The sequence below is a fragment of the Spirochaetota bacterium genome (genome assembly GCA_017999915.1).
GTDB lineage: Bacteria > Spirochaetota > UBA4802 > UBA4802 > UBA5550 > RBG-16-49-21.
Genome location: JAGNKX010000001.1, coordinates 625,790 through 650,018, shown reverse-complemented (window position 1 = coordinate 650,018; position 24,229 = coordinate 625,790). Strand labels below are relative to the sequence as shown.

General features: G+C 46.0%; 22 protein-coding genes. 13 read left to right on the top strand and 9 right to left on the bottom strand.

All coding sequences use genetic code 11. The features are described from left to right. Nucleotides 1–59: 59 nt before the first annotated feature. Complete coding sequence (locus tag KA369_02740; protein MBP7734869.1) at nucleotides 60–1,955, bottom strand: propionyl-CoA synthetase; 1,896 nt, start codon at nucleotides 1,953–1,955, stop codon at nucleotides 60–62. A 541-nt stretch (nucleotides 1,956–2,496) separates the two neighbouring features. Here KA369_02740 and KA369_02735 point away from each other — a divergent pair. Both KA369_02735 and KA369_02730 read left to right on the top strand, forming a co-directional pair. Continuing rightward, nucleotides 2,497–3,456 carry a histone deacetylase gene (locus tag KA369_02735; GenBank protein MBP7734868.1) on the top strand — a complete coding sequence of 320 codons (960 nt, stop codon included), beginning with the start codon at nucleotides 2,497–2,499 and terminating at the stop codon, nucleotides 3,454–3,456. Then, entirely contained in the window at nucleotides 3,449–3,850 is a 402-nt protein-coding gene (locus KA369_02730) for a secondary thiamine-phosphate synthase enzyme YjbQ (protein MBP7734867.1), read from the top strand. The genes KA369_02735 and KA369_02730 overlap by 8 nt, the downstream gene beginning before the upstream one ends. Here KA369_02730 and KA369_02725 read toward each other — a convergent pair. Continuing rightward, nucleotides 3,837–6,560: a zinc-ribbon domain-containing protein gene (locus KA369_02725; protein ID MBP7734866.1), complete on the bottom strand. Its 2,724-nt coding sequence runs from the start codon at nucleotides 6,558–6,560 to the stop codon at nucleotides 3,837–3,839. The two genes, KA369_02730 and KA369_02725, sit on opposite strands and share 14 nt — an antisense overlap. A gap of 18 nt (nucleotides 6,561–6,578) precedes the next feature. After that, a complete protein-coding gene (locus KA369_02720) occupies nucleotides 6,579–6,893 on the bottom strand; it encodes a DUF4234 domain-containing protein (GenBank protein ID MBP7734865.1) in 315 nt (104 codons plus the stop codon). 315 nt (nucleotides 6,894–7,208) lie between these two features. Here KA369_02720 and KA369_02715 point away from each other — a divergent pair, with 315 nt between their 5' ends. The 4 genes from KA369_02715 (at nucleotide 7,209) to KA369_02700 (ending at nucleotide 11,572) form a co-directional block, all read left to right on the top strand. After that, nucleotides 7,209–8,246, top strand: coding sequence for a hypothetical protein (locus KA369_02715; GenBank protein MBP7734864.1), 1,038 nt, complete (start codon nucleotides 7,209–7,211; stop codon nucleotides 8,244–8,246). Between the two features lie 145 nt (nucleotides 8,247–8,391). After that, nucleotides 8,392–8,901 carry a peptidylprolyl isomerase gene (locus KA369_02710; GenBank protein MBP7734863.1) on the top strand — a complete coding sequence of 170 codons (510 nt, stop codon included), beginning with the start codon at nucleotides 8,392–8,394 and terminating at the stop codon, nucleotides 8,899–8,901. Between the two features lie 636 nt (nucleotides 8,902–9,537). Further along, nucleotides 9,538–10,392, top strand: coding sequence for a MoxR family ATPase (locus KA369_02705; protein MBP7734862.1), 855 nt, complete (start codon nucleotides 9,538–9,540; stop codon nucleotides 10,390–10,392). Further along, nucleotides 10,382–11,572 (top strand): VWA containing CoxE family protein, encoded by a 1,191-nt coding sequence (locus KA369_02700; protein MBP7734861.1) that lies wholly within the window; start codon nucleotides 10,382–10,384, stop codon nucleotides 11,570–11,572. The genes KA369_02705 and KA369_02700 overlap by 11 nt, the downstream gene beginning before the upstream one ends. Nucleotides 11,573–11,595: 23 nt before the next feature. Here the strand turns inward: KA369_02700 and KA369_02695 are convergent, their stop codons facing one another. The 6 genes from KA369_02695 to surE form a co-directional block, all read right to left on the bottom strand. Then, the gene (locus KA369_02695; GenBank protein MBP7734860.1) at nucleotides 11,596–12,018 is read right to left on the bottom strand and encodes an ATP-binding protein; all 423 of its coding nucleotides are present in this window, start codon (nucleotides 12,016–12,018) and stop codon (nucleotides 11,596–11,598) included. Nucleotides 12,019–12,046: 28 nt separating this feature from the next. Next, complete coding sequence (locus KA369_02690; GenBank protein MBP7734859.1) at nucleotides 12,047–12,388, bottom strand: STAS domain-containing protein; 342 nt, start codon at nucleotides 12,386–12,388, stop codon at nucleotides 12,047–12,049. Nucleotides 12,389–12,462: 74 nt separating this feature from the next. Beyond that, nucleotides 12,463–14,046: an FGGY-family carbohydrate kinase gene (locus KA369_02685; GenBank protein ID MBP7734858.1), complete on the bottom strand. Its 1,584-nt coding sequence runs from the start codon at nucleotides 14,044–14,046 to the stop codon at nucleotides 12,463–12,465. A gap of 105 nt (nucleotides 14,047–14,151) precedes the next feature. Next, on the bottom strand, nucleotides 14,152–14,499 hold the full coding sequence (locus tag KA369_02680; GenBank protein ID MBP7734857.1) for an STAS domain-containing protein: 348 nt from the start codon (nucleotides 14,497–14,499) through the stop codon (nucleotides 14,152–14,154). A gap of 153 nt (nucleotides 14,500–14,652) precedes the next feature. Next, a complete protein-coding gene (locus KA369_02675) occupies nucleotides 14,653–15,354 on the bottom strand; it encodes a tetratricopeptide repeat protein (GenBank protein ID MBP7734856.1) in 702 nt (233 codons plus the stop codon). Continuing rightward, complete coding sequence (gene surE, locus KA369_02670; protein MBP7734855.1) at nucleotides 15,347–16,135, bottom strand: 5'/3'-nucleotidase SurE; 789 nt, start codon at nucleotides 16,133–16,135, stop codon at nucleotides 15,347–15,349. Before surE ends, KA369_02675 begins: the two co-directional genes overlap by 8 nt. 261 nt (nucleotides 16,136–16,396) lie before the next feature. Between surE and KA369_02665 the strand changes: the two genes are divergently transcribed. The 7 genes from KA369_02665 (at nucleotide 16,397) to KA369_02635 (ending at nucleotide 24,217) form a co-directional block, all read left to right on the top strand. Continuing rightward, the gene (locus KA369_02665) at nucleotides 16,397–16,702 is read left to right on the top strand and encodes a hypothetical protein (protein MBP7734854.1); all 306 of its coding nucleotides are present in this window, start codon (nucleotides 16,397–16,399) and stop codon (nucleotides 16,700–16,702) included. Nucleotides 16,703–16,708: 6 nt separating this feature from the next. Continuing rightward, a complete protein-coding gene (locus tag KA369_02660) occupies nucleotides 16,709–18,895 on the top strand; it encodes a SpoIIE family protein phosphatase (protein MBP7734853.1) in 2,187 nt (728 codons plus the stop codon). A 66-nt stretch (nucleotides 18,896–18,961) separates the two neighbouring features. Then, a complete protein-coding gene (locus tag KA369_02655; GenBank protein ID MBP7734852.1) occupies nucleotides 18,962–20,263 on the top strand; it encodes a tetratricopeptide repeat protein in 1,302 nt (433 codons plus the stop codon). A 105-nt stretch (nucleotides 20,264–20,368) separates the two neighbouring features. Beyond that, nucleotides 20,369–21,124: a YebC/PmpR family DNA-binding transcriptional regulator gene (locus KA369_02650; protein ID MBP7734851.1), complete on the top strand. Its 756-nt coding sequence runs from the start codon at nucleotides 20,369–20,371 to the stop codon at nucleotides 21,122–21,124. Continuing rightward, nucleotides 21,121–21,591, top strand: coding sequence for a crossover junction endodeoxyribonuclease RuvC (ruvC, locus tag KA369_02645; GenBank protein MBP7734850.1), 471 nt, complete (start codon nucleotides 21,121–21,123; stop codon nucleotides 21,589–21,591). Before KA369_02650 ends, ruvC begins: the two co-directional genes overlap by 4 nt. Nucleotides 21,592–21,770: 179 nt before the next feature. Then, nucleotides 21,771–23,372 (top strand): MBL fold metallo-hydrolase, encoded by a 1,602-nt coding sequence (locus tag KA369_02640; protein ID MBP7734849.1) that lies wholly within the window; start codon nucleotides 21,771–21,773, stop codon nucleotides 23,370–23,372. Nucleotides 23,373–23,383: 11 nt separating this feature from the next. Then, a complete protein-coding gene (locus KA369_02635) occupies nucleotides 23,384–24,217 on the top strand; it encodes an HAD family hydrolase (protein MBP7734848.1) in 834 nt (277 codons plus the stop codon). Nucleotides 24,218–24,229: the final 12 nt, after the last annotated feature.

The window sequence follows — 24,229 nt, the reverse complement described above, 5'->3', positions numbered from 1 at the left end:
GAGGGCATGTAACAATCATGTTGTATACAATACAGACAATGTATCGCGAGAACTGATCGTTACTTTTTTCCGTAACCGAGAGTTTTCATCGACTCTTCTATTTCACCCAGTATCCCCGGATCATCTATGGTTGAGGGGATGGAATAATCCTGTCCATCGGCTATTTTTCTCATGGTGGACCGGAGTATTTTTCCTGACCGGGTCTTGGGAAGCCTTTTCACGATAACCGCCTGCTTGAAGACCGCCACTGCCCCGATCTGGTCCCGCACCATGTTCACCAGGTCCTTGATGATGTCCTCATTCCCCTTCTTGACCCCTTCCTTGAGCACCACGAACCCGAGGGGAAGCTGCCCTTTAAAATCATCGGCCGCGCCGATAACGGCGCATTCCGCCACGTCAGGATGCTGGGCAATGACCTCTTCCATGGACCCTGTGGACAGGCGGTGACCCGCCACATTGATCACGTCATCGACCCTTCCCATGATGTAAAGGTACCCGTCCCTATCGACATATCCGCCATCGCCAGTGAAATAATAGCCCGGGAACGGATCAGTGTACGATTCCTTGTACTTTATGTCATTCTGCCAGAGGGTCGGCAATGTTCCCGGGGGGAGCGGCAGTTTGATCGCCACCAACCCTTCTGTTTCGGCAGGAACATTCTTCCCCTCGCCGTCGATTATCTCCACCTGGTATCCGGGCACTGCCTTGGTAGGTGACCCGGCTTTTATCGGGAACTGCTCCAGGCCCATGCAATTAGCCGCAATGGCCCAGCCGGTTTCAGTCTGCCACCAGTGATCCACCACGGGTTTCTTGAGCATGTTGGAAGCCCAATGATAGGTGTCCGGGTCCAGGCGCTCCCCGGCAAGGAACAGATATCTGAATTTCGAGAGATCGTATTTTTTCAGATGCTCTCCGTTGGGATCTTCCTTTTTAATCGCCCTGAAGGCCGTCGGCGCCGTAAAGAGCACCTTCACGTCATGCTCGTTGATGACGCGCCAGAAGGCTCCGGGATCAGGGGTGCCCACCGGCTTCCCTTCATACATGATCGTTGTGCACCCGTACAGGAGCGGTGCGTAGATGATATACGAATGCCCCACGACCCAGCCCACGTCCGACGCAGCCCAGAACACCTCGCCGGGGTTCATGCCGTATATGTGTTTCATGCTCCACTTCAATGCGACTGCGTGTCCGCCATTGTCTCGCACCACTCCCTTCGGCAGTCCCGTTGTTCCCGACGTGTACAAGATATACAGGGGGTCAGTCGCCTTGACCGCGACACAATCCGCCGGAACCGCGCTTTTTATGGCTTCATTCCAGTCAACATCCCTTACGGGCGCCAGTGGAGCAGCCGCCTGCTCTCTCTGGTAAATGATGCAATGTGAAGGCTTATTGGCTGCCAGCTCTATGGCCTTATCGAGTAACGGCTTGTATTCAATCGTTTTTTTTCCTTCGATGCCGCACGACGCAGATACGATGAGCTTCGGCTTGGCATCGTCGATTCTGACGGCCAGTTCGTTGGGCGCGAAGCCGCCGAAGACGACCGAATGGATCGCCCCGATCCGCGCGCAGGCCAGCATGGCGACCGCGGCCTGGGGGATCATCGGCATGTAAACGATGACGCGGTCTCCCTTTTCAATGCCATGCTTTTTCAGTGCGCCGGCAAACAAGGCCACTTCATCACGGAAATCCTTGTAGGTGATTTTTTGTTTTATCCCCGTAACGGGGCTATCGTAAATGATGGCAACCTGATCCCCTCGCCCCTGTTCGATATGATAATCCAGGGCATTGTAGCATGTGTTCATTTCACCGTCAATGAACCACCGGTAGAATGGCTTTCGGGAGTCATCCAGCACCTTGCTGTATTTCTTGTACCAGACGACATTTTGGGCCGCTGACCCCCAGAAACTTGCCGGATCCTGAATTGATACATCATACGCTTTCTGATATTCGCCCATAGGTATCCTCCTTAAATATTTAACCTCATAGATAATAAATGAACGGGTTAATCAAGTTCGACTTTGAAATGGTCATCCGCTGCAGTTAATTCTTTTCAATTGGGTGGTCATTGTGTTTCGGCAGATAGTTAATCGTATAACTCATCGGCTCGCCCACGGCAGACCGAATGCGTCTGAAAACGGTCATTACTGAATAATCCAGCATATCAAAGAATTTGCATGTCCTGATTCAATTCATCCCGTTTCAGTATATCTACGAGATAATCGTCAATCTGATAATGTAGCAGTACATGGGTATTCTCGAGAATGACCGATTTCATAGGCACATAATGCATAATTTAATTGTATTATCAATAAGACATTATGCGCACATATTTCATGTGTCAATACAAAAATTGGTCACAGTCCAACTCATCCCTTAATGCGAGTCGGTATTTGACAACCAATCAGCTCTGTTTAAATATTAATTTGACACAACCCAGGGAAATTGTATATTACCAAAGGACAAAACAATCAATCTGTAAGAGTTAAGCACTAATCTATGACCACTGCATATTTATTTGATTCGGTTTACCTGCAGCATGATACCGGCTGGGGACACCCGGAAAAACCTGAGCGGCTCATGCATATCAGCATTGCCATGTCCGAAGCCCCGTATTATGACAATCTCCTGAAACTGACCTCTGCCTTGCCGGAGATGAAGCATATTGAGGCCATACACTCGCGTGCCTATATCAAGCGCGTTGAAAAGAAGATAAAAGGCGGTCAGCAATATCTTGATTCAATGGATACGGCCGTATGCCCCTACTCCTTTGACGTGGCCCTGAAGGCTGTGGGAGGCTCCCTTGCCATGTGCGACGCCGTCATGGAACAACGGGCAATTAATGGCTTTTGCGCCCTTCGTCCGCCGGGCCACCACGCGGAACGTGACTGCGCCGCCGGCTTTTGCATTTTCAACAATATTGCCATTGCCTCACGCTATCTTCAAAACCGCCACGGCGTTGGCAAAATCGCCATTGTGGATTGGGATGTGCACCATGGGAATGGAACGCAGCATTCCTTTGAGCAAGACAACACCATCCTGTATATCAGCCTCCATGAGCATCCCCACTATCCCGGCACCGGCTCCGCCTCTGAATGCGGAACAGGTTCCGGCAAAGGCTACACCATCAACATCCCGATGCGCGCCGGGAGCTCGGAGCATGAATACATGCCTGCGTTCCAGAACAAAGTGATCCCGGCCCTTGATTCATTTAAGCCGGAAATCGTCCTCATATCCGCGGGATTCGACGCCCACCGGAACGACCCCCTTTCTTCTATCAGACTCAGCTCTGAAACTTTCGGGAACTTTACAAGAATGATTATGGCTGTGGCTGATGTCCATTGCAGCGGCAGAGTCATCTCTTTTCTGGAAGGGGGATATAATCTCCAGGCCCTGGGCGAAAGCGTCAGGTTTATGATGGATGCCTTTGTATCGAGTCAGGGAGGTGCCAATGGCTGAATCAATCACCGTTCAAAGCAGGGCTTCAGAGGAACTAATCGATATCACCGGCCAGATCCGTTCCATTATTGAACGAAGCGGAATCACCGACGGGGTCTGCCTCGTATACACGCCCCACACAACGGCCGCCATCACTATCAATGAAAACGCCGACCCTGCCGTGCGAAAAGATATGATCAAAGGATTGCGCCACCTGAAATTCGACGAGGTCATTTTCAGCCATGCCGAGGGTAATTCACCGGCCCATCTAAAATCGTCCCTCATCGGATGCTCGGAGATGGTCATCATCGAAAACGGCCGCCTGTGCCTGGGTACATGGCAGGGGATCTATTTCTGCGAGTTTGACGGACCCAGAACCAGGTCGGTTCTGGTGAAGTTTGTCAATCAAACTTGAACTTTGGATACACGTCGATTATGCCGATGCTGAATGCCAGCACCCGAGCGACGTACTGGTAATACCTGGTCATAAAATCAAAGAGCACATGGGGCCAGCCGCCGGTTATGAGGACCGAGAGAATCCCTACGATAAATACTATGGGTATGACAATGCTCATAAGCCCCATGATAACCAGGTGCGGCAATGTCAGCAGGATTATGCCGATCCCTGACAACCGGAGAAACGCCAGCAGTCTCGATGAGCGGAGAGGAAAGACGATACGCATCTGCAGCGGATAATCGATGTTATCACGACCTGCGTAGATAGGCATCTCCTCCACGATACCGATCGATGAAGCGCTTATTGACAGAAGATATCGAAGGGTATTTTCATGGATTTCCGAAAAATCCTCGATGTTCTTCTCTGTAAAAATTACCACAATATGATTGATAAATCCGAGAATGATTGACAGTACATTATACACGAAGAAGACTATATAGTGCGGGATGAGGGCCAGAAAAAAGAGCCCAAAAAGCCTCAGGACTGCGCCAAACCGTGAATACTTTATGGAATAATCGATGGAAAAGTTAACGGCCCCGCGCGTGACCATGTCGGGAATTTTCTTCTGAAGCCCACCCTGCCCCGGTATGCCTTTTTCTCTATCGTCAAGCTTGAACAATTCGTCTTCATTTTTTGAGATAGCCGAAATGCCAGCTCCAGCCGCCATCCCTGCTCCGATTGCTATCCCTGCTCCAGCCGCTTTACTCGCTCCGGATTCGACACCGATCAGCTCCAAATCCTTGTCAAAATCTATTTCCGGAAGATCGGACAATTCATCAACAACAAGAAGGTCTTTCTTTTTTCGTGGTTGCTCCACCAGGATTGATTCCGCTTCTTTCAATTCCTTCTCGATTTGATTCATGTCGATGTCTGGGCCCATATCATCAACGCTCAATGCAAAATCATCTTCGTCTTGTTTTTCCTCTCCCTTAGACGATACCGTTATTAACTCATCATTGGTCAACTCTTCAATTGTCAGGCCCGCATCCTCAAGGGTCAGTTTCTCGTCTTCGTCAAGGTCCTCCCCCTTCTTTATCTCGTTACTTTCCTCGAGGGATATATCGAGCGTATTCAGGTCCAGCGTAATATCCTCATCATCCTTGTCCTTCGGGGCCTTTCCGACTTCCTCCAGTTCCTGAATTGTCTCTTCTGAGAAATCTGAAAGATCGAGATCGAGCTCCTCGTGGCTTTCCCCTTTAGAAATCTCTTTCGATTCCTCCAGGTCTATATCAAGGGTGTCAATATCTATGGTTATACTCTCATCTTCATCTTCATGGAGCATGCCCTCTTTCTCCGCACCTCCGGGAGCGGCAGTCGCCTTCCCTTTCGGCTTATCCGTCACATCGCCCCCCTCTTCCAGGTCGATGTCAAGATTATCAATATCTATGGTTATGCTCTCATCTTCATCTTCATGGAGCATGCCCTCTTTCTCCGCACCTCCGGGAGCGGCGGTCGCCTTCCCTTTCGGCTTATCCGTCACATCGCCCCCCTCTTCAAGGTCGATGTCAAGATTATCAAGGTCTATGGTTATGCTCTCATCTTCATCATCATGGAGCACGCCCTCTTTCTCCGCACCTCCGGAAGCGGCGGTCGCCTTCCCTTTCGGCTTATCTGTCACATCGCCCCCCTCTTCCAGGTCGATGTCAAGATTATCAATATCTATGGTTATGCTCTCATCTTCATCGTCATGGAGCACGCCCTCTTTCTCCGCGCCTCCGGGAGCGGCGGTCGCCTTCCCTTTCGGCTTATCCGTCACATCGCCCCCCTCTTCCAGGTCGATGTCAAGATTATCAAGGTCTATGGTTATGCTCTCATCTTCCATTGAATCCTTAGCCCGGTAGACCTCTTCTGTTTGTATCTCCTCGTCAAGAACCATATCCGGCTCCAGGCGTTTGGAAGCTATGTGTTCCGATTCTACTTCAAGTGGCTCAAAATCGTCTATAATTTCCTTTTTCTTTTCATCTTCCGCAAGAAGTTTTTCAATATCATCAATTTCATCCAGTTCAATCGGTTCTTCGGCGACACTTTTAGGCTCCATTTCATCAAGGATTAAGCTTGAGTCTGATGCACCCGTGTCGATATCCAGATCCAGGTCATCGAAGGTTATTGAATCTTCTTCCTTTCCGGCTGTTTTTCCCTTTTTCTTAGGATGGGTCTCCTCTGTTTCCAGATCAATATCAGTTATACCGAGATCTTTTAAATCATCATCAATGTTCAAATCGTCCAATGGAACGTCGGAACGCATATCATCAGCAGGAGGGAGGTCGCTGTGATCGATTGACGTATCCATACCTTCAATTTTTTCCGGTTCTGCAAGTCCCGATAGATCATCGGTATCGACCATCACCGAATCATCAAGAAGCATTTCGTCATCGGCGAGAAGATCTCTCTTAGCCGCACGCTCCGGAACATGGGGCGCCGGGACTTCATCGAACATGCTTTCCGGTCCGGTGCCGATCGCGGCTTTATCCCGGGAAGAACGCGCCGGTGTTTCGTTGTGCGCTTCATCTATGACAGTCGGTCCCGTCATTGAAGCCACCGCTTCTTTCCTGTTGTCGATTATATTTTCATGGTCGCATTTCGGACAGGTAAATGCGAATTTTTTACCCATGACCTTATCGTCATCAACGGCAAAAGCAGATTTACAGCTCGTACATCTGACTATCATTGCTGGCTCCTGTTCAGCTTAACGACCCGGGAAAAATTTTTCATTTAAATTATGCTGAATAATGATCGGGAATATAAACACACACGGTAAAAACAGGATCATGTACCATTTTGCATCCCGGCCATTCATTAGTTCCGATTTTTGCAGATATTTCAAATTCAGATATAATCCCCATATTCCAATGGTAAATATGGTCAACAGGATATTGATGATGGGATCATCCTCGAAGGCCCTGCTGACCCGTGCAAGCCACCAGAAATAATAGAAACCGCAGGTTATGATCATCAACAGAAACAAGACAACGAGATTATTTTCAGGTATATATTCATCCATATGCATCCACCCTGGCATTGTTTATCAAAAACTTGATACCTGTGCCTACATTTCATTAACGGTATAAAATATTCATTTTTTTAAATTTTTTTCATCAATTTGTCAATTTTACAAGATAAATATCATATATATTGAACAGCGTCCGATAGCCTTTATCCTATTTAATAATACAGTCTGGAATTAACATTTTCAATTGAAAAAAGGCCGTCCGCTTATTATTGTATTAAAACCAATTCTTATTTTCTTGGGTAAATAATTTGACATAATTCCATCCTGTTCTATTGTATTATGTCAATGTATATAAACAGTAAATATTTGAGCAACAGCCCCCTTGTTTGGCTTCTTGAGGATTCGGATCCTTCAATACGATACCTGGCGAGCAAGGAAATATTAGAAGATCCCGCCTGCGATAGCCTCTATGGAGCCATTCTGGAAACACCTTCCATAGAAAAAATGGTCAGTAAAAAAAGGATTCTCCTTGGAAACATCAACAATGATGATGTCTTTTATCACGGCATTGTATGGTGCTTTGCCGAAGCAATCGAACGAGGTCTTGACAAGCGATCGTTGATCATTCAGAATTCCGCAGAGTTCATTATTTCCCATTATCAAACTCGATCAGGCGGGTTCTCATTGCAATGGAAGCCTCTGACAGAATTAGCCTGCAGAACCGGTGACTTGATACGGCTCCTCCTCAAAGCCGGCTTCAAAGACGAAAACATTTGCCGCGGCATTGAGTGGATTGCGACGCATCAGCGCCATGACGGCGGATGGCTCCATTGTCCCCTCGCCGGCACCTGTGATCAGTTAAAGCTGATCCTGCTTAATAAACCCGGATCAGGACTGAAAAGGGAACACGATCATTCCGTCACCAGCTGCATCTATGCTACCATAGCCTGCTCAATGGCCCTTGTGGATTACAAGCAGATCACCGGCACAAAACAGTATGACGCCGCAATATCCATTGCGGCAGAATATTTTCTCCGGCGCTCATTGTACAAAACCAGCCAGGGTGATCCGATACGGCCCAGGCCTTCATGGAACCATGATTTCCGCCTGCTCGGATACCCGGTTATGTCTCAATACGATATACTCCTGGGAACACTTTTCATTGCAAAAGCGGGCTTTCTCGGTGACAGGAGGGCAGGGGAAGCATTTAACCTCATCATATCAAAACAAAACAGTGACGGGTCCTGGAACATGGAAAACGCTCAAACCGGTATGATGTTCGGCAATGAACCGAGAAAACACATAGGGAATAAAAGCAAATGGGTTACACTCCAGGCGGTGCGCCTCCTCGCGCTTTATGAAAAAAATCGTAAAAAACAGCAAGGATCAGATATAGCGAGATGATATCCTTAATTATTAATTTTCCTCACTTTTATATTTGATAAATTTGAATTTACAATTTATCTTATCTATAAGATAATGTCATAATTCTGATATCCTGCACCCTGGCCCATCAGAAAGCAAACTCACACACACCAAGGAGAATACAATGGTTGAAGAAGGAAAATTCGTACAGATCCAATATACCGGGACCTTTGACAATGGAGAAATTTTCGATTCCAATGTGGACGGAGACCCTCTTGAATTCCAGGTCGGTTCAGGTTCGATTATCGTCGGGCTCGACCGTGCGGTGATCGGCATGAACATCGATGACGAAAAAAAAATATCGATCAGCCCGGAAGACGGCTACGGCGAATACAACAATGATTTTGTCATGAACATACCTCTGGCCGAGATGCAGTCCAATTTCAACCCCGAGCCGGGAATGATCATATCCATCCAGATGGAAAACGGCAGTCTCATTCCGGCGAGGATAACCGAGGTCAATGGGGAAACGGTTATACTCGACCTCAATCATCCCCTTGCCGGGAAGACCCTTCACTTCGCAGTGAAAATTCTCGCCATCAACAACGAAGCACAGCTGGAGAGCGGCTGCAGCTGCTGTGATGACGATTCATGCAGCAGCGGATCCTGCGGTGAAGGAGGGTGCTCCTGCTGACGGCATGAGCGGATACTCCGCTATTCGATATCATAGCCGCTGTTGTGTCACCGGGCGTGAAAACTCCGCCCGGGGTCATTCATTCGATAATGCAAAACCTGCTGAAAGAATGAAACATATAGAATGCAGGTATGACGTATCTTTTCCGGCCAGAAGCCAAGTATAAGTCCGGATGTTTTTGAAATAAAACCAACCATTGAATTTTAGCATATTCATGGTATAGCAACTCAAGGCCATGTAGAACCCTTACGTGAAGAACCTGGACAGGATACCCCCGGCAACAAGGTAATATGACTATTTCTATCACCTGGCCGTATAGAAAAAACCTGCTGTGACGACTAACGGGACCTTTTATTTTTTCCGATGGCATTTCCGACCAGTGGGGTGAATGATATATCCCGCCCTCTCAGCTCCGTGAAATACACCGATGTTCCAGGGTAAAACCAAGAATCGAACGATAATCGAACCCTTGAATTAATAAATGAGATTGGTAAAAATACTTGCCATCAATAATGTATTATTTTGTATTGTAATATTGGATAGTTAACAGTTTACGATATGGTGTAATTTAGTCAATGTGGTACAATTAAAAGGAATTTTATATAGTATATTAAAAATAAAAAAAGGTGAATTGCAATGAATCATTTCAAGGGATCCGATGATTATGTATTGTCACAGGCTCTTAGGGACAATGTCAATGTTTCCATAGCCCTTGAGCGTCCTCTCATTGTTAAGGGAGAACCCGGGACCGGAAAGACACTGCTCGCCCATTCAATCGCAAAGGGTCTTGGAAAGGAGCTCATCATATGGAATATAAAATCCACGACCAAGGCGAAAGAAGGTCTCTATGTTTATGACACCGTACAGAGGCTTAATGATGCCCGATTCGGTGACGGGAACGTATCTGATATAAAGCAGTATATCAAGCTTGGCAAGCTGGGAGAGGCCTTTAAATCGGAAGAGCAGGTCGTTCTCCTCATCGATGAGATTGACAAGGCTGAATTGGAATTCCCCAACGATCTCCTGAACGAGCTTGACGAGATGAGTTTCTATATCCCTGAAACGGGCGAGATCATCAAGGCGAAGCACCGTCCCATCATGATCATAACCTCCAACAGCGAAAAGGAGCTGCCTGATCCGTTCCTACGCCGCTGCATATTCCATTACATCGAGTTCCCTGATACTGAGCTCATGGAAGACATCATCAAAGTGCATTATCCAAAAATCGAGAAAACCCTTCTCAGGGAGGCGCTGAAGCGCTTTTACTGGATCCGTGAATTCGACATGCTCAGGAAAAAGCCCTCCACGAGCGAGCTTATTGACTGGCTCCAGGCACTTCAGGTAGGCGGCATTTCTGCGAAGGCCATAGAAAAAGAGCTCCCCTTTGTCGGAACCCTTCTCAAGAAGAAGGAGGATGTCGATCTGGTTGAAAAATCTGGGAAGTCCCATTATGCTTACAATACCAGCATGAGGACCAGGGATGTTTATTAATTTCTTTTTTTCTCTCAAATCGCACGGCGTCCCTGTTTCCATCCATGAATGGATGACCCTCCATCACGCCCTGTCATTGAATCTGAACAACTGCAGCCTGACGGATTTCTATTATATCGCAAAATCGATCCTGGTAAAACATGAAATCCATTTCGATAAATACGACATGGCCTTTCTTGACACCTTCAAGGATATCGAGACCACCGATGAAATGCTGGAGGAGATACTTGCCGGCCTGAAAAAAGTCAAAGAGTTACATCTTACCGAAGAAGAGAAAAAAGAGATCGAGCAGCTCAATCTCGATGAAATCCTCAAGAATTTCGAGGAACAGTTAAAGGCCGGTCACTATAAAGATCACGTGGGAGGAAACAAGGCAATCGGCACCGGAGGGCGTTCGACCCAGGGGGCATGGGGGTATAATCCGGCTGGCATCCGCATCGGCCAGGGAGAATCGCGTCATCACAGGGCTGTCCAGATCGCGGAAAAAAGGACCTTCCGCAACTATTCCAGCGACATCACCCTGGACACGCGACAGATGAAGGTCGCCCTCTCTCACCTCCGTTCGCTCCTGCCCATCGGCATGGGCGAAAAGCTCAATGTTGAAGAAACAATCGATGCGACCTGCAAAAACGCCGGGGAGATCGAGCTCATATGGGAGAACAAGGAAAAGAAGGCATCAAAAGTCATGCTCCTTATGGACGTGGGCGGCTCCATGACTCCCTACGCTGAGCTGGCAAGCAGGCTCTTCTCTGCCGCCTCCTCCCAGATCAGCAAATTCAAGCATTATTATTTCCACAACTGCATATACCAGGAATTATGGACAGATATTGAAAGAAATAAGACCATATCATCGCAGGACCTGATACGGAGCGAGGACAATGACTATAAGGTGATTATCGTCGGGGACGGCGAAATGGCTCCTTCCGAATTGACCTGGGTGAACGGCGCCATAGACTACTGGTATCACAACGATACGCCCGGCATCGTATGGCTTCAGCGGTTCAAGGATAAATTCAAGAATATCATATGGCTCAATCCCATTCCCGCCCGCTCGTGGAACTATGTCCAGACCATCAGGATGATCCGGGGCATTTTCCCCATGTTTGAGCTCACCCTCGACGGGCTCGATGAAAGCGTTAAATACCTCATGTCGGGAAAGTGCGAATTATATCACAACTGACCCGGCAGTGCGCCGTGTCACCTTTATACTTTTTTTGTCATGGTCAGGGTATTCTGCATGGCTTCATGGGAATATTCCACCTTATCCATCAAGGTCATGATGAAATATATACCCAGGCCCCTCATCTTCCCGGATTTATAATGCTTTTCAATGTCCGGCAGTTCGGCCTTGGTAATATCGAATTTATCCCCGAAATGATTTATGGTAATGATCACTTCATCGCCATGGAGCATGCATTCCACATGGATCGTGTCATTTTTTTTATAATGTGAAGAGTGCTCGACTATGTTGACCACTGCTTCATATACCGACAATTCGATACGAGATGCGGATGCCTCGCTGATATCATGCTGTTTGAGGAATTCAACCACGGAATCCCGCACATGATCCAATTTGCTGATTATCCTCGGCACATCGATGGTTATTTTATCAGGGATTTCCGCCATAGAGCAATCCTGCTTCATTTCCGCTTCATCAGAATGAGTCAATGGCTTGTTGATCATTTTCGAAAATTTTAAACAGGGTGAGAAAGCCGAGTAGCTTGAAAATTTTCCTAATTTTTTCATTCATTGCGGCGATCCTTATCTCTCCGCCATGCTTGCTTAATTCATCATTGGCGCTGATGAGGACACCGAGCCCCGCACTGGCAATATAGTCCAGTCGTTCCATGTTGCATACGACTTTCCTTGCTCCCTTTTCAATCTCACCCTTGATTTTCGAATGAAATTTCGGTGAGGTCTCAGCGTCCAAACTCCCGCCTATTGTAATAAGGGTCACTGGTCCTTGTTTTGATGATGAATACTGAAATACCGCCATAACTACTCCCTTTCAAAATAATAATATTCATACAAAAACATCATAATTCAAATGACACAGGCGACCTGTGCCCCTTAATGTATTTTTTGCGGATACCCGGTGATATCCCTGATATCATCATAGAACGTTTTTAACCGGTCATACATTTTTAAGTATATCTTTTCATACAGTTTTTCATATATATCCCTGTTTTCAGGAATCGGCTCAAAGGTGTCCCGAGTCCGAGTCATGGCCTTAACGGCACTGGTAAAATCAGGATAGAGTGAAAGCCCTACTGCCGCGTCAATGGCAGCGCCCAGGGCTGATGTTTCATAGGTGTGAGGCCTTTCAGCCGGCAAGTTGAAAATATCAGCGGTAATCTGCATGGCCACGGAACTCTGTGATCCTCCACCGGACACGCGAAGCCGCTCGATTTTTATTTTATTCCTCTTTTCAGTCCGTGCCGCGCCTTCCTTCAGTGCATAGGCAAGACCTTCCAAAATCGCGCGGTAGATATGGGCCCTGGTGTGCACATCGCCGAACCCGATAATGGCCCCCTTCGCCTCCGGTCCCGGTATTTTCACACCCGGCGACCAGTATGGTTGAAGGGTGAGCCCCATGGAACCAGGCGGAATATTCCTCACCAGTTCGTCGAAAAGAGCTTCCGGCGGGATCTTCTTCTTTTGTGCGATCTCTACTTCACGAAGGCCGAATTCTTTCTTAAACCAGCTAACCATCCAGTAGCCGCGGAAGATCATGACTTCGGTATTATATGCGCCGGGCACCGCGCTCGGATAGGGAGGGAAAAATGGAACCACTTCCGTGTATTTATCATTGGTGGTCTCGATGGTCGCAGTGGTCCCATAGCTCAGGCAGGCGATTTTCGGTGTAAGACAGCCTGATCCGAGGACCTCGCAAGCCTTATCCGCCGCAGCGGCAATGACCGGCAGGCCAGCCGGGATGCCGGTCTCACGGGCAGCCTTTTTGGTTATCTGACCCATTATCTCTGTCGGTTTGACCAGTGACGGCATAAGGGAGAGGTCATAATCAAAAATGCCCCACTTGATGTCGCTCTTCTTCATCCAAGTATGAGCCTTATAATCGAAGGGAACATATCCCACGGTGCTGCCGATTGAATCGACGTACTCTCCGGTGAGTCGGTATGAGAAAAAACCGGAAATAAGAAGAAACTTGTGAGTTTGCTCCCAGAGCTTCGGCTGGTACTGCCGAATCCAATTCGATTCTGTTTCACGGTATGTATGCACAGCCGATTCATACATCTTTACCGCTTTTAACGCCGCAGCCAGATGGAGCGGCGGCCATTCCTTTTTTTCCGCCTTTCGCTGGTCCAGCCAGGTAATGGCCGGCCGGAGAGGATTCCCCAGTTTGTCAAGGTTTACGACCGTTCCCCGCTGTGTTGTAATAGTCACGCCCCGAATTGCACTGACGCGGGTGGAATTTTTTTTCATGAGTTTTTTGCAGGTGAGGCAAAGGACTTTCCAGTAGTATTCCGGATCCTGTTCAGCCCAGCCAGGTTGTTCGGAGAAATACGGCTCTATGGGTGTCTTAACGATATCGCGAATAGTTCCCTGGAGGTCAATCAGTGCTGCTCGAATGGATTGGGTGCCGGCATCTATAACGAAAATTAAATCTTCAATTATTTTTGTCTTTTCAGCCATGATATTCCGCCCACGATCAAGTTTTAAAATTTTAAAAAATAAAACCTATTGTGAATGATCCGGCATGATGGAAATAAGGAATACGAATTGACCGCATGCCGAAAATTACATGGCTTTTATCGCATCATTGTTTGAGTTATAAATCTGGACGAAATCTGATATACCGACTATGTTCATTACTTTCTTTAGATGGTCCGACATGCCAACAAAGGCTATGGTTCCGCCCTTTTCATTAACATCCTGTATGATGTGGATCAGCGTTGCAATACCGGAAGAATTGATATACTTGGTATTTTCAAAATTAACAATGATTTTTTGCGAAGAATATTTTTCCTTCACATCAGAATAAACACCCTTTGCATCACTATCCGCATCAGATGTTAAATCTCCCTCGATAATTATTACGGGGATGCTGCTGATCATATCCGATGTTATTTTATGCTGATATTTCATCGTCTAATCCTTTCTATTATATTCAAATAGTTTTCAAAATAGCAGAATTGTCAAGATATTAATTCGTTATTTTGGTATAAAACATATATATAAATTTATCGGCACCTGATTCTAAAGACAAAACAATTGATTTGCACCATGAGCGCATATATATCATAAAGCACCCTTTTTTTCACATTCCAGAATATGATTTTTTATCTCATCTGAAAGGGGCGCTTTTTCCAATGCTAAGGCTAAATATTGCCTGGCAAGATCAATGTTACCCATTTTTAAATACACATACCCCATAGTGTCAAGATATGCCGGATTATTATTATTTGCATCATAGGCGATACGAGCGTATTTCAATGCCTTCGCAAGATCCCCCCCGGATTTTGACAGTATATAAGCAATTGAATTATAGGCGTTGTAATTACCTTTTTCATGCTCAATGATAGTTGTATACACCTGCAATGCATCATCAAGTCTGCCCAGGGCCTCCAGGCAGTATCCCTTCATGTTTAATGCTGCCGCATCTGACGGAAGTAACTGCATGACCTGTTGCAAGAGATCCAGTGATTCGTCATATTGTTTCAATCGGATCAGGGCATAGGCAAGCAGTTTCTTGACAACCAGGGAATCGATAAAGGTTTGCTTGAGCTTCAATATCTTCTTAAAGTACTCTATGGCCGACCTATCCAGACCCATGCGGCAATAACTCACGCCAATATTGTAAAGTATTTCCGGGTTCTCCCTGTCCAGCATTTCAGCGGATTTCAGATCCCGGATTGCCTTTTCATAATCCCGGATTACGAACTTTTTCATGGCTGAATTGAGAAAACCATCTATTTTATCCTGGATTGTAATATCAGCCATGACTTCTTCCTGATATTTTTTTCAAAGAACCGTAATCGGTACAATCCGTCATCAATGGCGTAATGGATATAAAGCCTTTTTCAAGCTCAGTGGTATCTGATCCATCGGCCCGGATCGATTCTATATATCCACCCATCTGAACCACCGCTTCGTCAGAATTGAAATCTGTTGTTGTAAAGGAATCTCTGTAGATTCTTCTTCCCACATAGGTCATTTTGCACCCTTGAATTTTCTCAATGGGAAGATCGGGATAATTAATATTAAAAAAATGTTTTCCAGTTTTATGGTCTTTTCTCTTTTCTTCCGGCAACGCTGATGAGCCGTGTCCATGGTGGATGTTTTGTTCGATGAATTCAACAAGGAACCGCGATGCATCATCTGAATACCGTGATGGACGATGGTAGGAATTAATTGATATGGCGATGGCGGACTTGCCGAACATGTAGCCGGTTCGAGCGGCTCCCACTGTGCCGGAAAACACCAGGTCATCCCCCACATTGGGACCGTGATTAATACCTGAGACAACGAGATCAATATCGGGAATGAATGTTCCGCTCAGTCCTATGATAACGCAATCGGCGGGAAACCCGTTTACGGAAAACTTGCATTCACCGATTTTTTTAATATTCAGCTTGGTTCGCACCGTGATGGCATTCGAACAGGCGCTCTGTTCGCTACGTGGCGCAATCATGTAAACATCATGACGTTCTGACATTATATTGAATAATGAATTAATACCTTCTGAATGTATACCATCATCGTTTGTTAAAAGAATTTTCATTAAATTTCTTGCCATCAGTTAAAATTTCAGAAGCGGTAAATACAACCAATAAACAGTATCAATAATTTTTCAAATATTTTTTCATCAATCTATAATCCTTGAATGAAGAAATCCCTGGAGGACAGCCTTAATACAAACATAAAAAATGATAAAATTCCTTTTTAGCCATTGATAATATATGAAAAATATTTAATTGACTAACACAATTATTCATATAATATATAGTAAATTTACCCAAGGTTCTGTATAAAGAGGCCAAGTATGAAACTGAATATTAAATGGTTTTCCATAACGACACTGATCATCGGAACCCTACCGATGCTGATACTGTTTATATGGTGTTCAATAAACAATTTTGGCATTGAGGTCGTTCGGTTGTTCGAATCAATTCACCCCAATGGCGGACTTTCGATAATTGAGAACATTGAAGGAACCATAACATCCCGTATCCCGGGGATAGCAATAAACACCATGTACGCGGCTTTTGACAGCCTCATTGCCGGCTTTGCTTTTTCGGCGCTCTACAATTTTTTCATTTCCTTATCCCAAAAAAAATCGAACGATTAATGACTGATGAAAAAAAGAAAAATACCAATACGAAGAATCATTTTCGGAATCCGTTTCAAGTTTTCCATCATTATTATACTGGCAGTACTCCTTGTATCAACAATGATCGGCATTGCCCTGCTCAACCAGCATGAAAAGAAGATAAAGGATTCCCTGCAGCGACAGGGCGCAACGATTCTTGAAGGCATCTCAGACCAGGCCAGAATATTCCTTGTCAATAAGCATATGCTATCCTCCGATCAAGCCCAAACAATTCCTCCAATGAACCGAGTCTTCATGACGAAACAGCAGACGGAAGCGCTGAAAAAAATGAGCACTTATTTTTCTTCTGTTATCGGCAAAGAAGCTCTTAGAGATATTAAAGAGGACAGAATCCTGGATATCGCCTACATGGTTGATTGCAACTGGCAGGATGTCACAATTGATTGGAAACAGTGGGACCAGACACACTATGTTTACTTTAACCGCATTTCCGGCGATCCCTTCATGCAGAAAAACGGAAGAAATGACCCACTCCTTGAGCCGACCATCATCAATCACTACATGAATAATATAGATATAGGCCCCTTCATCGGTTTTGCCTCTGTCACTGATGTCCAGGAGCAATACAAATATCTTTTTGAAAATAAACCCAGCTATGTAATTATGGGTATACCCATTTTCAGGGAAAAACCGACCCTTTACAGCGAATATCTGGAATTCAAGCGCCAATCCCCCTCCAAAGCAACGGTTCAGCAGTATCTTGAAAAGAAAAAAAGGCTGCCCCGGCAATTCCTCAAAAATATCCTCAGCCAGGGTTTGCATCTCGATTATACTATCGAATTATCCTCGGAAAAAAGCAGGAACATCCTCCTGAATTTTCTTCTGGCCAAATCAACAGTGACCAGGCTGAAACCAGCCCAGTTGCAAGAATTGACCGAAGACTTTAACGACATGATGGACAGGAACATCAGGAATGGAACGATAACCATATCCCGTACATTAACAATCTGGGAAGAGATCCTGAAAAAGCACGGCATCCCCTCCTTTACAAAAGCGATTAAAGCACGGGTCTGGTCAGAGTGCTTTCAGCGTCTTACCCAATTCGAAATCCATGTTTCATCAGATAAAACCCTTGACGAGCTTGCCCGTATTTCCTTCCGCAAGGACCTCGCCGGCGTTCTCGGCCTGTACCTGTACAGGGCCAAGTATTTTCCGGAAATGGTTAAAAGCGAAAATGAAATCATCAATCTCATGATATCGATATTGCTGCGGGCCATTTTCCTCGCTCTCCTCTTCCCCACTTTCATCATCAGATCCATTAAGACACTGGAGGACGGGGCGATTGAGATCGGCAAGGGCAATCTTGAAAAAGAAATCGACATTCCCGGCTCCGATGAGATAGGGAGACTGGCGGATATTTTCAACGTCATGACGTTGAACCTGAAAAAGGCCGAGGATATAAAAATTGAAAAAGTCCGCATGGAAAAGGAATTGCTGACCGCCCAGCAGATACAGGCGGCGCTGCTCCCGGCAGCCCTGCCGGAGCTGAAAGGCATCGAATTCGGAGCATATTATTCGGCCCAAACCGAGTCTGGAGGCGATTATTACGATTGCATCGTTTTGGACAATGACCAGGTCGGCATTACCATTGCCGATGTTTCAGGTCACGGCGTCGGTTCAGGCCTGGTCATGGCAATGACAAGAACGCTGCTCCATACCTATTGCACGAAAACAACCAATACAAAGAAAATAATCGAGAGCATCAATGAATATTTGAAAAATAACACCGCCAGCGGTTATTTCGTAACCATGTTTTACGGAATACTTAACCTTAAATCCTTGAAAATAACCTACTCCAGCGCCGGACACTTCGGACCTATTATTATCAGGAACGGAAAAATACTCAATTTAACTGCGGGGGGCATCGCACTGGGAGTTATTGCCGGCGAAACCTTCTCAAAGGCTATTGACATAAAAGAGTTCGCCTTGCAAAAGGGTGATTATTTCGTGCAATATACGGATGGCGTTGATGAAGCCATGGACGCCGACAATAATGAATTCGGACTGGATCGTTTTCAGAAAACTCTGCTGGCAAGCGAAGGCAAACATCCGCAGGATATGATAAAATCAGTCATCAAAGAAATAGATAAATTCACCGGCGCCATACCGCAGCATGATGATATTACCATGATAATCTTCAGAATACCATAAAAGGCTTTTTTTTCTTCCTTTTTTTCCGATAATATATTAATGGAGAAACTGGAAGCATGTAATATCATGAGTATCAAGAAACTGGCCATCACTCTCGCTGCGGCTGTCATATGTTTCTTACTGACAATTCCCGCCTTATCACAGGTCGCCGAATCAGAGGATTATATCAGTCATTACTCCAACGGGAATTATGCCAAATCCCTTGAGATTATCAATAAAAGGCTCAATGATTTTTATCTGACCCGCGTCGATGACAAGCGTATTCCCACCGGATTCATCACCATGAAAAACGTCATGAAAGATGTCGATCTTAAAATGCTTTTCAGGAACCGCAAGGCTGAACCGTTCTTCATCGAAGATAAACCTGACGTCTCGTCCCTTCACCTGTACGCCGCCCGCAACTATTTCAAGTTAACCAATTTTGATTATTCCCTGAATCACTATATTCAATGCCTGCGTTTTAAGAAAATTGAAGATAAAAAGGATGATATCATTTATTATGAAATATCCCAGATCTTCAAAAAGCGGAACCATTTTACCGCCTATATCGACGTTCTTGAAACAGCCAGTTCCCTCAACATGGATAATTTCGATTACTCCCTGGAGTTGGGCCGTGCCCTGTACAGGACAGGCATGAAAAAACGGGCCATCTATCACCTTGAGAGGTACCTCTCGGGTACCGATAAGCCACTGTCGCCTGAACTCTATCTCATGCTTGGCAATCTCTATGAAGATATTGCCAAGTATCTTGAAACGGAAAAATACTATATCAAATATCTTGAAAAAAAACCGGATGACGGTCATATTCAATTTGCTCTTGGCCATATCGCGTATCTTCGTACCGGGAACTATGCTCTGGCCCTTGAGTCATTGAATAAAGCCCTGCAGTTTCTTCCTAAAAACGAGATATTTAAAATATCCAAAACTTATGAATACAAGGCAGATATATCCTTGCAGGAGCTCGAGTTTGACGATGCCGTTCGGTTTTATACCGAGACCATCTCATACCAGGAAAAAATATCCGTTGAAGTTAAAAATAAAAAGAATGAGATCGCCGAGTTGACCTTGAAAATCAGGAATTTGAAATCAAACCTCCTTAAAAATGAGAATTTTGAGCAGTATGAGGAATATGAAAACCTGATGGACATCAAAGGTAAAAAAGAAACAGAGCTTCGCCAGATTGAGAATGAATATACCAAGCTAAACGCCGGCAAAGTACGATGGAATATTGCCTCTGCGCTGGAACGAATGGATAAGCTGAATGAAGCCATCACGTATTATCGGAACGCCATCGCCTTTGATTATAAATCCAATCAGGCCAGAAATAAAATTATAAATTTAGAGTTGAAAATTAAACGTGGTTATTAAATGGTTGCCACATAATAATTAATGCTGTATTTTTAATTCAAACCCGCTCTTATACATTATTCTTATTCTTGAGTAACGCAACTATCCAGGTGAAGAGGTAATACAATGTCCGGTCATTCCAAGTGGGCAACCATCAAGAGGAAAAAAGGATCCCTAGACGCAAAACGCGGGGCCCTTTTTACCAAGATAATCCGAGAGATTACCGTTGCCGCCAAAAACGGCGGAGATGATATAAACTCAAACCCGCGGCTCAGGACCGCCATTACCAAGGCCAAGGCCAATAACATGCCCAACGATAACATAGAACGGGCGATAAAAAAGGGCACCGGGACCCTCGAGGGAGTAACCTATGAGGAGATACAGTATGAAGGATATGGCCCCGGCGGCGTCGCCATCATGGTGAGTTGTCTCACAGATAACCGCAACCGTACCACGGCTGAGGTAAGGGCCGCCTTTACCAAGCATGGAGGCAACCTCGGTGAGACCGGGTCAGTGGGCTATCTTTTCAACCGCAAGGGATACATGTTGATCGAGGCCGGGCAGACCACCGAGGACGCGGTCATGGAGCTTCTCATGGACAATAATGTTGAGGATATCAAGACCGAAGACGGCAACATCGAGGTAGTGACTCCTCCCGACGGTTACAATGAAGTACACGATGTGCTGGGGAATAAGGAATTCAAGCTCATTGAAGATGAAATAACCTTCATACCTCAAACAACTGTTACGCTGGACGAGAAAAAAGGATCCCAATGCTTAAGGCTCATTGAAGTACTGGAAGACCTTGATGACGTTCAAAATGTCTATTCCAATTATGATATTCCCGATGACGTCATGATGAAGATCAGCGAGGCGCAGTGAGGGTCCTCGGCATAGATCCCGGCTATGGCATACTGGGCTGGGCTGTGGTAGAAAAAAGCGAACGTCTGATAGATTACGGCATTATTTCAACTGAATCGGGTTCATCCATCGAGGACCGCCTGTTCGAGATTCATTCAAGACTTACGGAAATAATAGAGCTGCACAATCCTGATCATGCAGCCATTGAAAAACTTTTTTTTGTAAAAAACATCACCACCGGCATTGATGTGGCAAAAGCGATCGGTGCCGTGATCCTCACTCTCAAACTGAAAAATATCAGTTACTGTGAATATACCCCCTCCCAGATCAAGCAGGCCATTACCGGTTACGGCAAGGCCGGCAAAGAACAGATGAAATTCATGATAAAATCGATTTTTAATCTTCGCGAAATCCCTACCCCTGACGATGCTGCTGACGCGGCAGCCATAGCCTTATGCCATTCCCTCAGACAGAACAATCCGAAATAATCTCTGAAAGGAGAAAAAAGTTCTCTCAGTCTCCATTTTTTACAAAAAAAATCATAGTGCTTGAATAATTTTATAATATATCCAATCCTGTCATGGGGTTGATAAGGGCCTTTGCGTAATGATTGCAAGGGTATAAACAGTTCTTTTTAGCCTTACGGTTCATTATTAGGGAGTCAATCATGAAAATAGAATTTCTCGGAGCGGCTAAAACAGTCACCGGCTCATCATTTATTATAAGCGACGCGGATTTTACCATCATGGTTGACTGTGGCATGTTCCAGGGGACAACGCAGATTCGTGAACGAAATTACTTCCATCAGAATTATATCCCGAAGAAGATAGACGCATTGCTACTGACCCACGCCCATATCGACCACAGCGGACTCATCCCAAAACTTGTAAAAAACGGTTTCTATGGAAACATCTATGCGACCAAGGCAACAGCGGACCTCTGTTCCATCATGCTTCCCGACAGCGGCCATATCCAGGAAATGGACGCGGCTTTCATAAACAAGAAAAATCTGAAACTCGGCCGCAAACCGGTGGATCCTCTCTACACCGGCGAAGATGCTGTTGAGTCTTTAAAAAATTTTGTTCCTGTCGCGTATGATGAAGTAATCCAGGTTCATCCCAGGGTGGAAGTCAGGTTCCGGGACGCTGGCCATATTCTGGGGTCATCCTTTATCGAAATGTGGATCGATGAAGGAAATAATAAGACAAAAATTGTCTTTTCCGGCGACATCGGACCAAAGGAACAGGCCATCATCTGCGATCCGGCGATCGTTGAAGAAGCCGATATACTCCTGATGGAATCAACCTACGGCGATCGTCTCCATAAGAATAAAACCGACACCTATCAAGAATTCAAGGATATCATCATTGAGGCATACAATAAAAAAGGAAATATTATCATTCCTGCCTTTGCCATTGAAAGGACCCAGGAGATCATCTATACTCTTTCCAAGCTTTTTAAGGAAAACCAGATACCGACCATGCCGGTATATATCGATTCACCCCTTGCCATATCAGCTACGGAAATCTTTAAAAAGAACAAAGACCTGTTTGATGAAGAGATGCGGAAACGGATACTTTCCGGCGACAGTCCCCTGGCATTCCCCAATCTCCATTATACCCGGTCAACCGATGAATCCAAATGGCTCAATACCGAAGCGAAGGGCTCCATCATCATTTCAGCGAACGGCATGTGTACCGCCGGCCGCATCAAGCATCATCTGAAATACAATCTCTTCCGACCTGAATCGAGCATCGTCTTCGTCGGCTACCAGGCCGAGGGCACTCTGGGCCGCCGCCTCATTGAAGGGGCGAAACAGGTCCGTGTATACGGCACGGACGTATCGGTAAAAGCCCAGATCCACACCCTCGGTGGATTCTCCGCCCATGCCGACCAGGAAGGCCTGACATCATGGGTCAAAAACATCAAAAATCCGAAACTCAAGGTTTTTGTAATCCACGGCGAAGAGCAATCCGCGCGGACCTTTGCCGACAAGCTCCACAACGAGTTTGGCCTTATGACCCATGTGCCGGACTGGGGCGAAACCATTGATCCGGCGACAATGAAGAGCGAGGTGGCGACCTTTACTGCTATGGATACGACACCCGGCCTTGATTCAGAGATTGACAAACTTTCCCAGACATTTAAAGTTCTTATCGATAAGTATAATAAAGTGAAAAGCACGAAAAAAGCGGGAGAAATGCAGAAAATCCAGGAAGATGTTCACGATGCACAGGCGTTATTGAAAATGATCATTGATGAAATGTAGGATTTTTGCCCATGACCGATCCATTGATCACCACAGCCCCGGAAAACAGGAGCTATGACAAGGCGTTCCTCATTGACATGGACGGTGTCATAAACCGCGGAAGTTCCCTCATTCCCGGATCCCTTCAATTTGTCGATCGACTCCAGAGGGCCAATCACAAATTTCTTTTCCTGACGAATAACTCGTACTACACCCCTGAACAGCTCAACCGTAATCTCTGCAACCTAGGCATTGAAGCGGGAGAGGATCACTTCTACACGTCAGCCATGGCGGTGGCGAGCTTCTTATTGTACCAGAAACCGGGCTGTTCCGCCTATGTGATAGGCGGCAAAGGCCTCCAGGTTGAGCTTGAAAAGGCGCATATTACAATAACCCGGGACAATCCTGATTACGTCATTGTCGGTGAAACGGAAAAATATGATTATGCGAAGATAGTGGAGGCCACCCTGCTCATCGGTGAAGGGTCCCGTTTCATTGCTACCAATCCTGATATCACCGGTCCGACGGAACGCGGCCCGGTTCCTGCCTGCGGAGCCCTGGTCGCGCCCATTGAAAAAGTCACCGGCATGGCCCCCTACTTTCTCGGCAAGCCCAATCCGGCCATGATGTACTGGGCCCGGAAAAAGCTCGGGGTGCACTCGGCTAGCTGTTTCATGATCGGCGACCGGATGGATACCGATATCATTGCCGGTATTGAATCGGGCATGACCACCTGTCTCGTCCTATCGGGGATTACGACCCGTGAGATGGCCCACCGGTTTCCCTATCAACCCGATTATATTTTCATGAACATTGGGGAAATAGATCCCGATTCCATCCTTCCCCGCCGGGACCGGGTCGAATAATCCGACAGGGCG

What these genes read in the sequence shown, in the direction of transcription:
- KA369_02740 (MBP7734869.1), bottom strand. Translation starts at nt 1,955, where the DNA reads ATGGGCGAATATCAGAAAGCGTATGATGTATCAATTCAGGATCCGGCA.
- KA369_02735 (MBP7734868.1), top strand. Translation starts at nt 2,497, where the DNA reads ATGACCACTGCATATTTATTTGATTCGGTTTACCTGCAGCATGATACC.
- KA369_02730 (MBP7734867.1), top strand. Translation starts at nt 3,449, where the DNA reads ATGGCTGAATCAATCACCGTTCAAAGCAGGGCTTCAGAGGAACTAATC.
- KA369_02725 (MBP7734866.1), bottom strand. Translation starts at nt 6,560, where the DNA reads ATGATAGTCAGATGTACGAGCTGTAAATCTGCTTTTGCCGTTGATGAC.
- KA369_02720 (MBP7734865.1), bottom strand. Translation starts at nt 6,893, where the DNA reads ATGGATGAATATATACCTGAAAATAATCTCGTTGTCTTGTTTCTGTTG.
- KA369_02710 (MBP7734863.1), top strand. Translation starts at nt 8,392, where the DNA reads ATGGTTGAAGAAGGAAAATTCGTACAGATCCAATATACCGGGACCTTT.
- KA369_02705 (MBP7734862.1), top strand. Translation starts at nt 9,538, where the DNA reads ATGAATCATTTCAAGGGATCCGATGATTATGTATTGTCACAGGCTCTT.
- KA369_02700 (MBP7734861.1), top strand. Translation starts at nt 10,382, where the DNA reads ATGTTTATTAATTTCTTTTTTTCTCTCAAATCGCACGGCGTCCCTGTT.
- KA369_02695 (MBP7734860.1), bottom strand. Translation starts at nt 12,018, where the DNA reads ATGGCGGAAATCCCTGATAAAATAACCATCGATGTGCCGAGGATAATC.
- KA369_02690 (MBP7734859.1), bottom strand. Translation starts at nt 12,388, where the DNA reads ATGGCGGTATTTCAGTATTCATCATCAAAACAAGGACCAGTGACCCTT.
- KA369_02685 (MBP7734858.1), bottom strand. Translation starts at nt 14,046, where the DNA reads ATGGCTGAAAAGACAAAAATAATTGAAGATTTAATTTTCGTTATAGAT.
- KA369_02680 (MBP7734857.1), bottom strand. Translation starts at nt 14,499, where the DNA reads ATGAAATATCAGCATAAAATAACATCGGATATGATCAGCAGCATCCCC.
- KA369_02675 (MBP7734856.1), bottom strand. Translation starts at nt 15,354, where the DNA reads ATGGCTGATATTACAATCCAGGATAAAATAGATGGTTTTCTCAATTCA.
- surE (MBP7734855.1), bottom strand. Translation starts at nt 16,135, where the DNA reads ATGAAAATTCTTTTAACAAACGATGATGGTATACATTCAGAAGGTATT.
- KA369_02665 (MBP7734854.1), top strand. Translation starts at nt 16,397, where the DNA reads ATGAAACTGAATATTAAATGGTTTTCCATAACGACACTGATCATCGGA.
- KA369_02660 (MBP7734853.1), top strand. Translation starts at nt 16,709, where the DNA reads ATGAAAAAAAGAAAAATACCAATACGAAGAATCATTTTCGGAATCCGT.
- KA369_02655 (MBP7734852.1), top strand. Translation starts at nt 18,962, where the DNA reads ATGAGTATCAAGAAACTGGCCATCACTCTCGCTGCGGCTGTCATATGT.
- KA369_02650 (MBP7734851.1), top strand. Translation starts at nt 20,369, where the DNA reads ATGTCCGGTCATTCCAAGTGGGCAACCATCAAGAGGAAAAAAGGATCC.
- KA369_02640 (MBP7734849.1), top strand. Translation starts at nt 21,771, where the DNA reads ATGAAAATAGAATTTCTCGGAGCGGCTAAAACAGTCACCGGCTCATCA.
- KA369_02635 (MBP7734848.1), top strand. Translation starts at nt 23,384, where the DNA reads ATGACCGATCCATTGATCACCACAGCCCCGGAAAACAGGAGCTATGAC.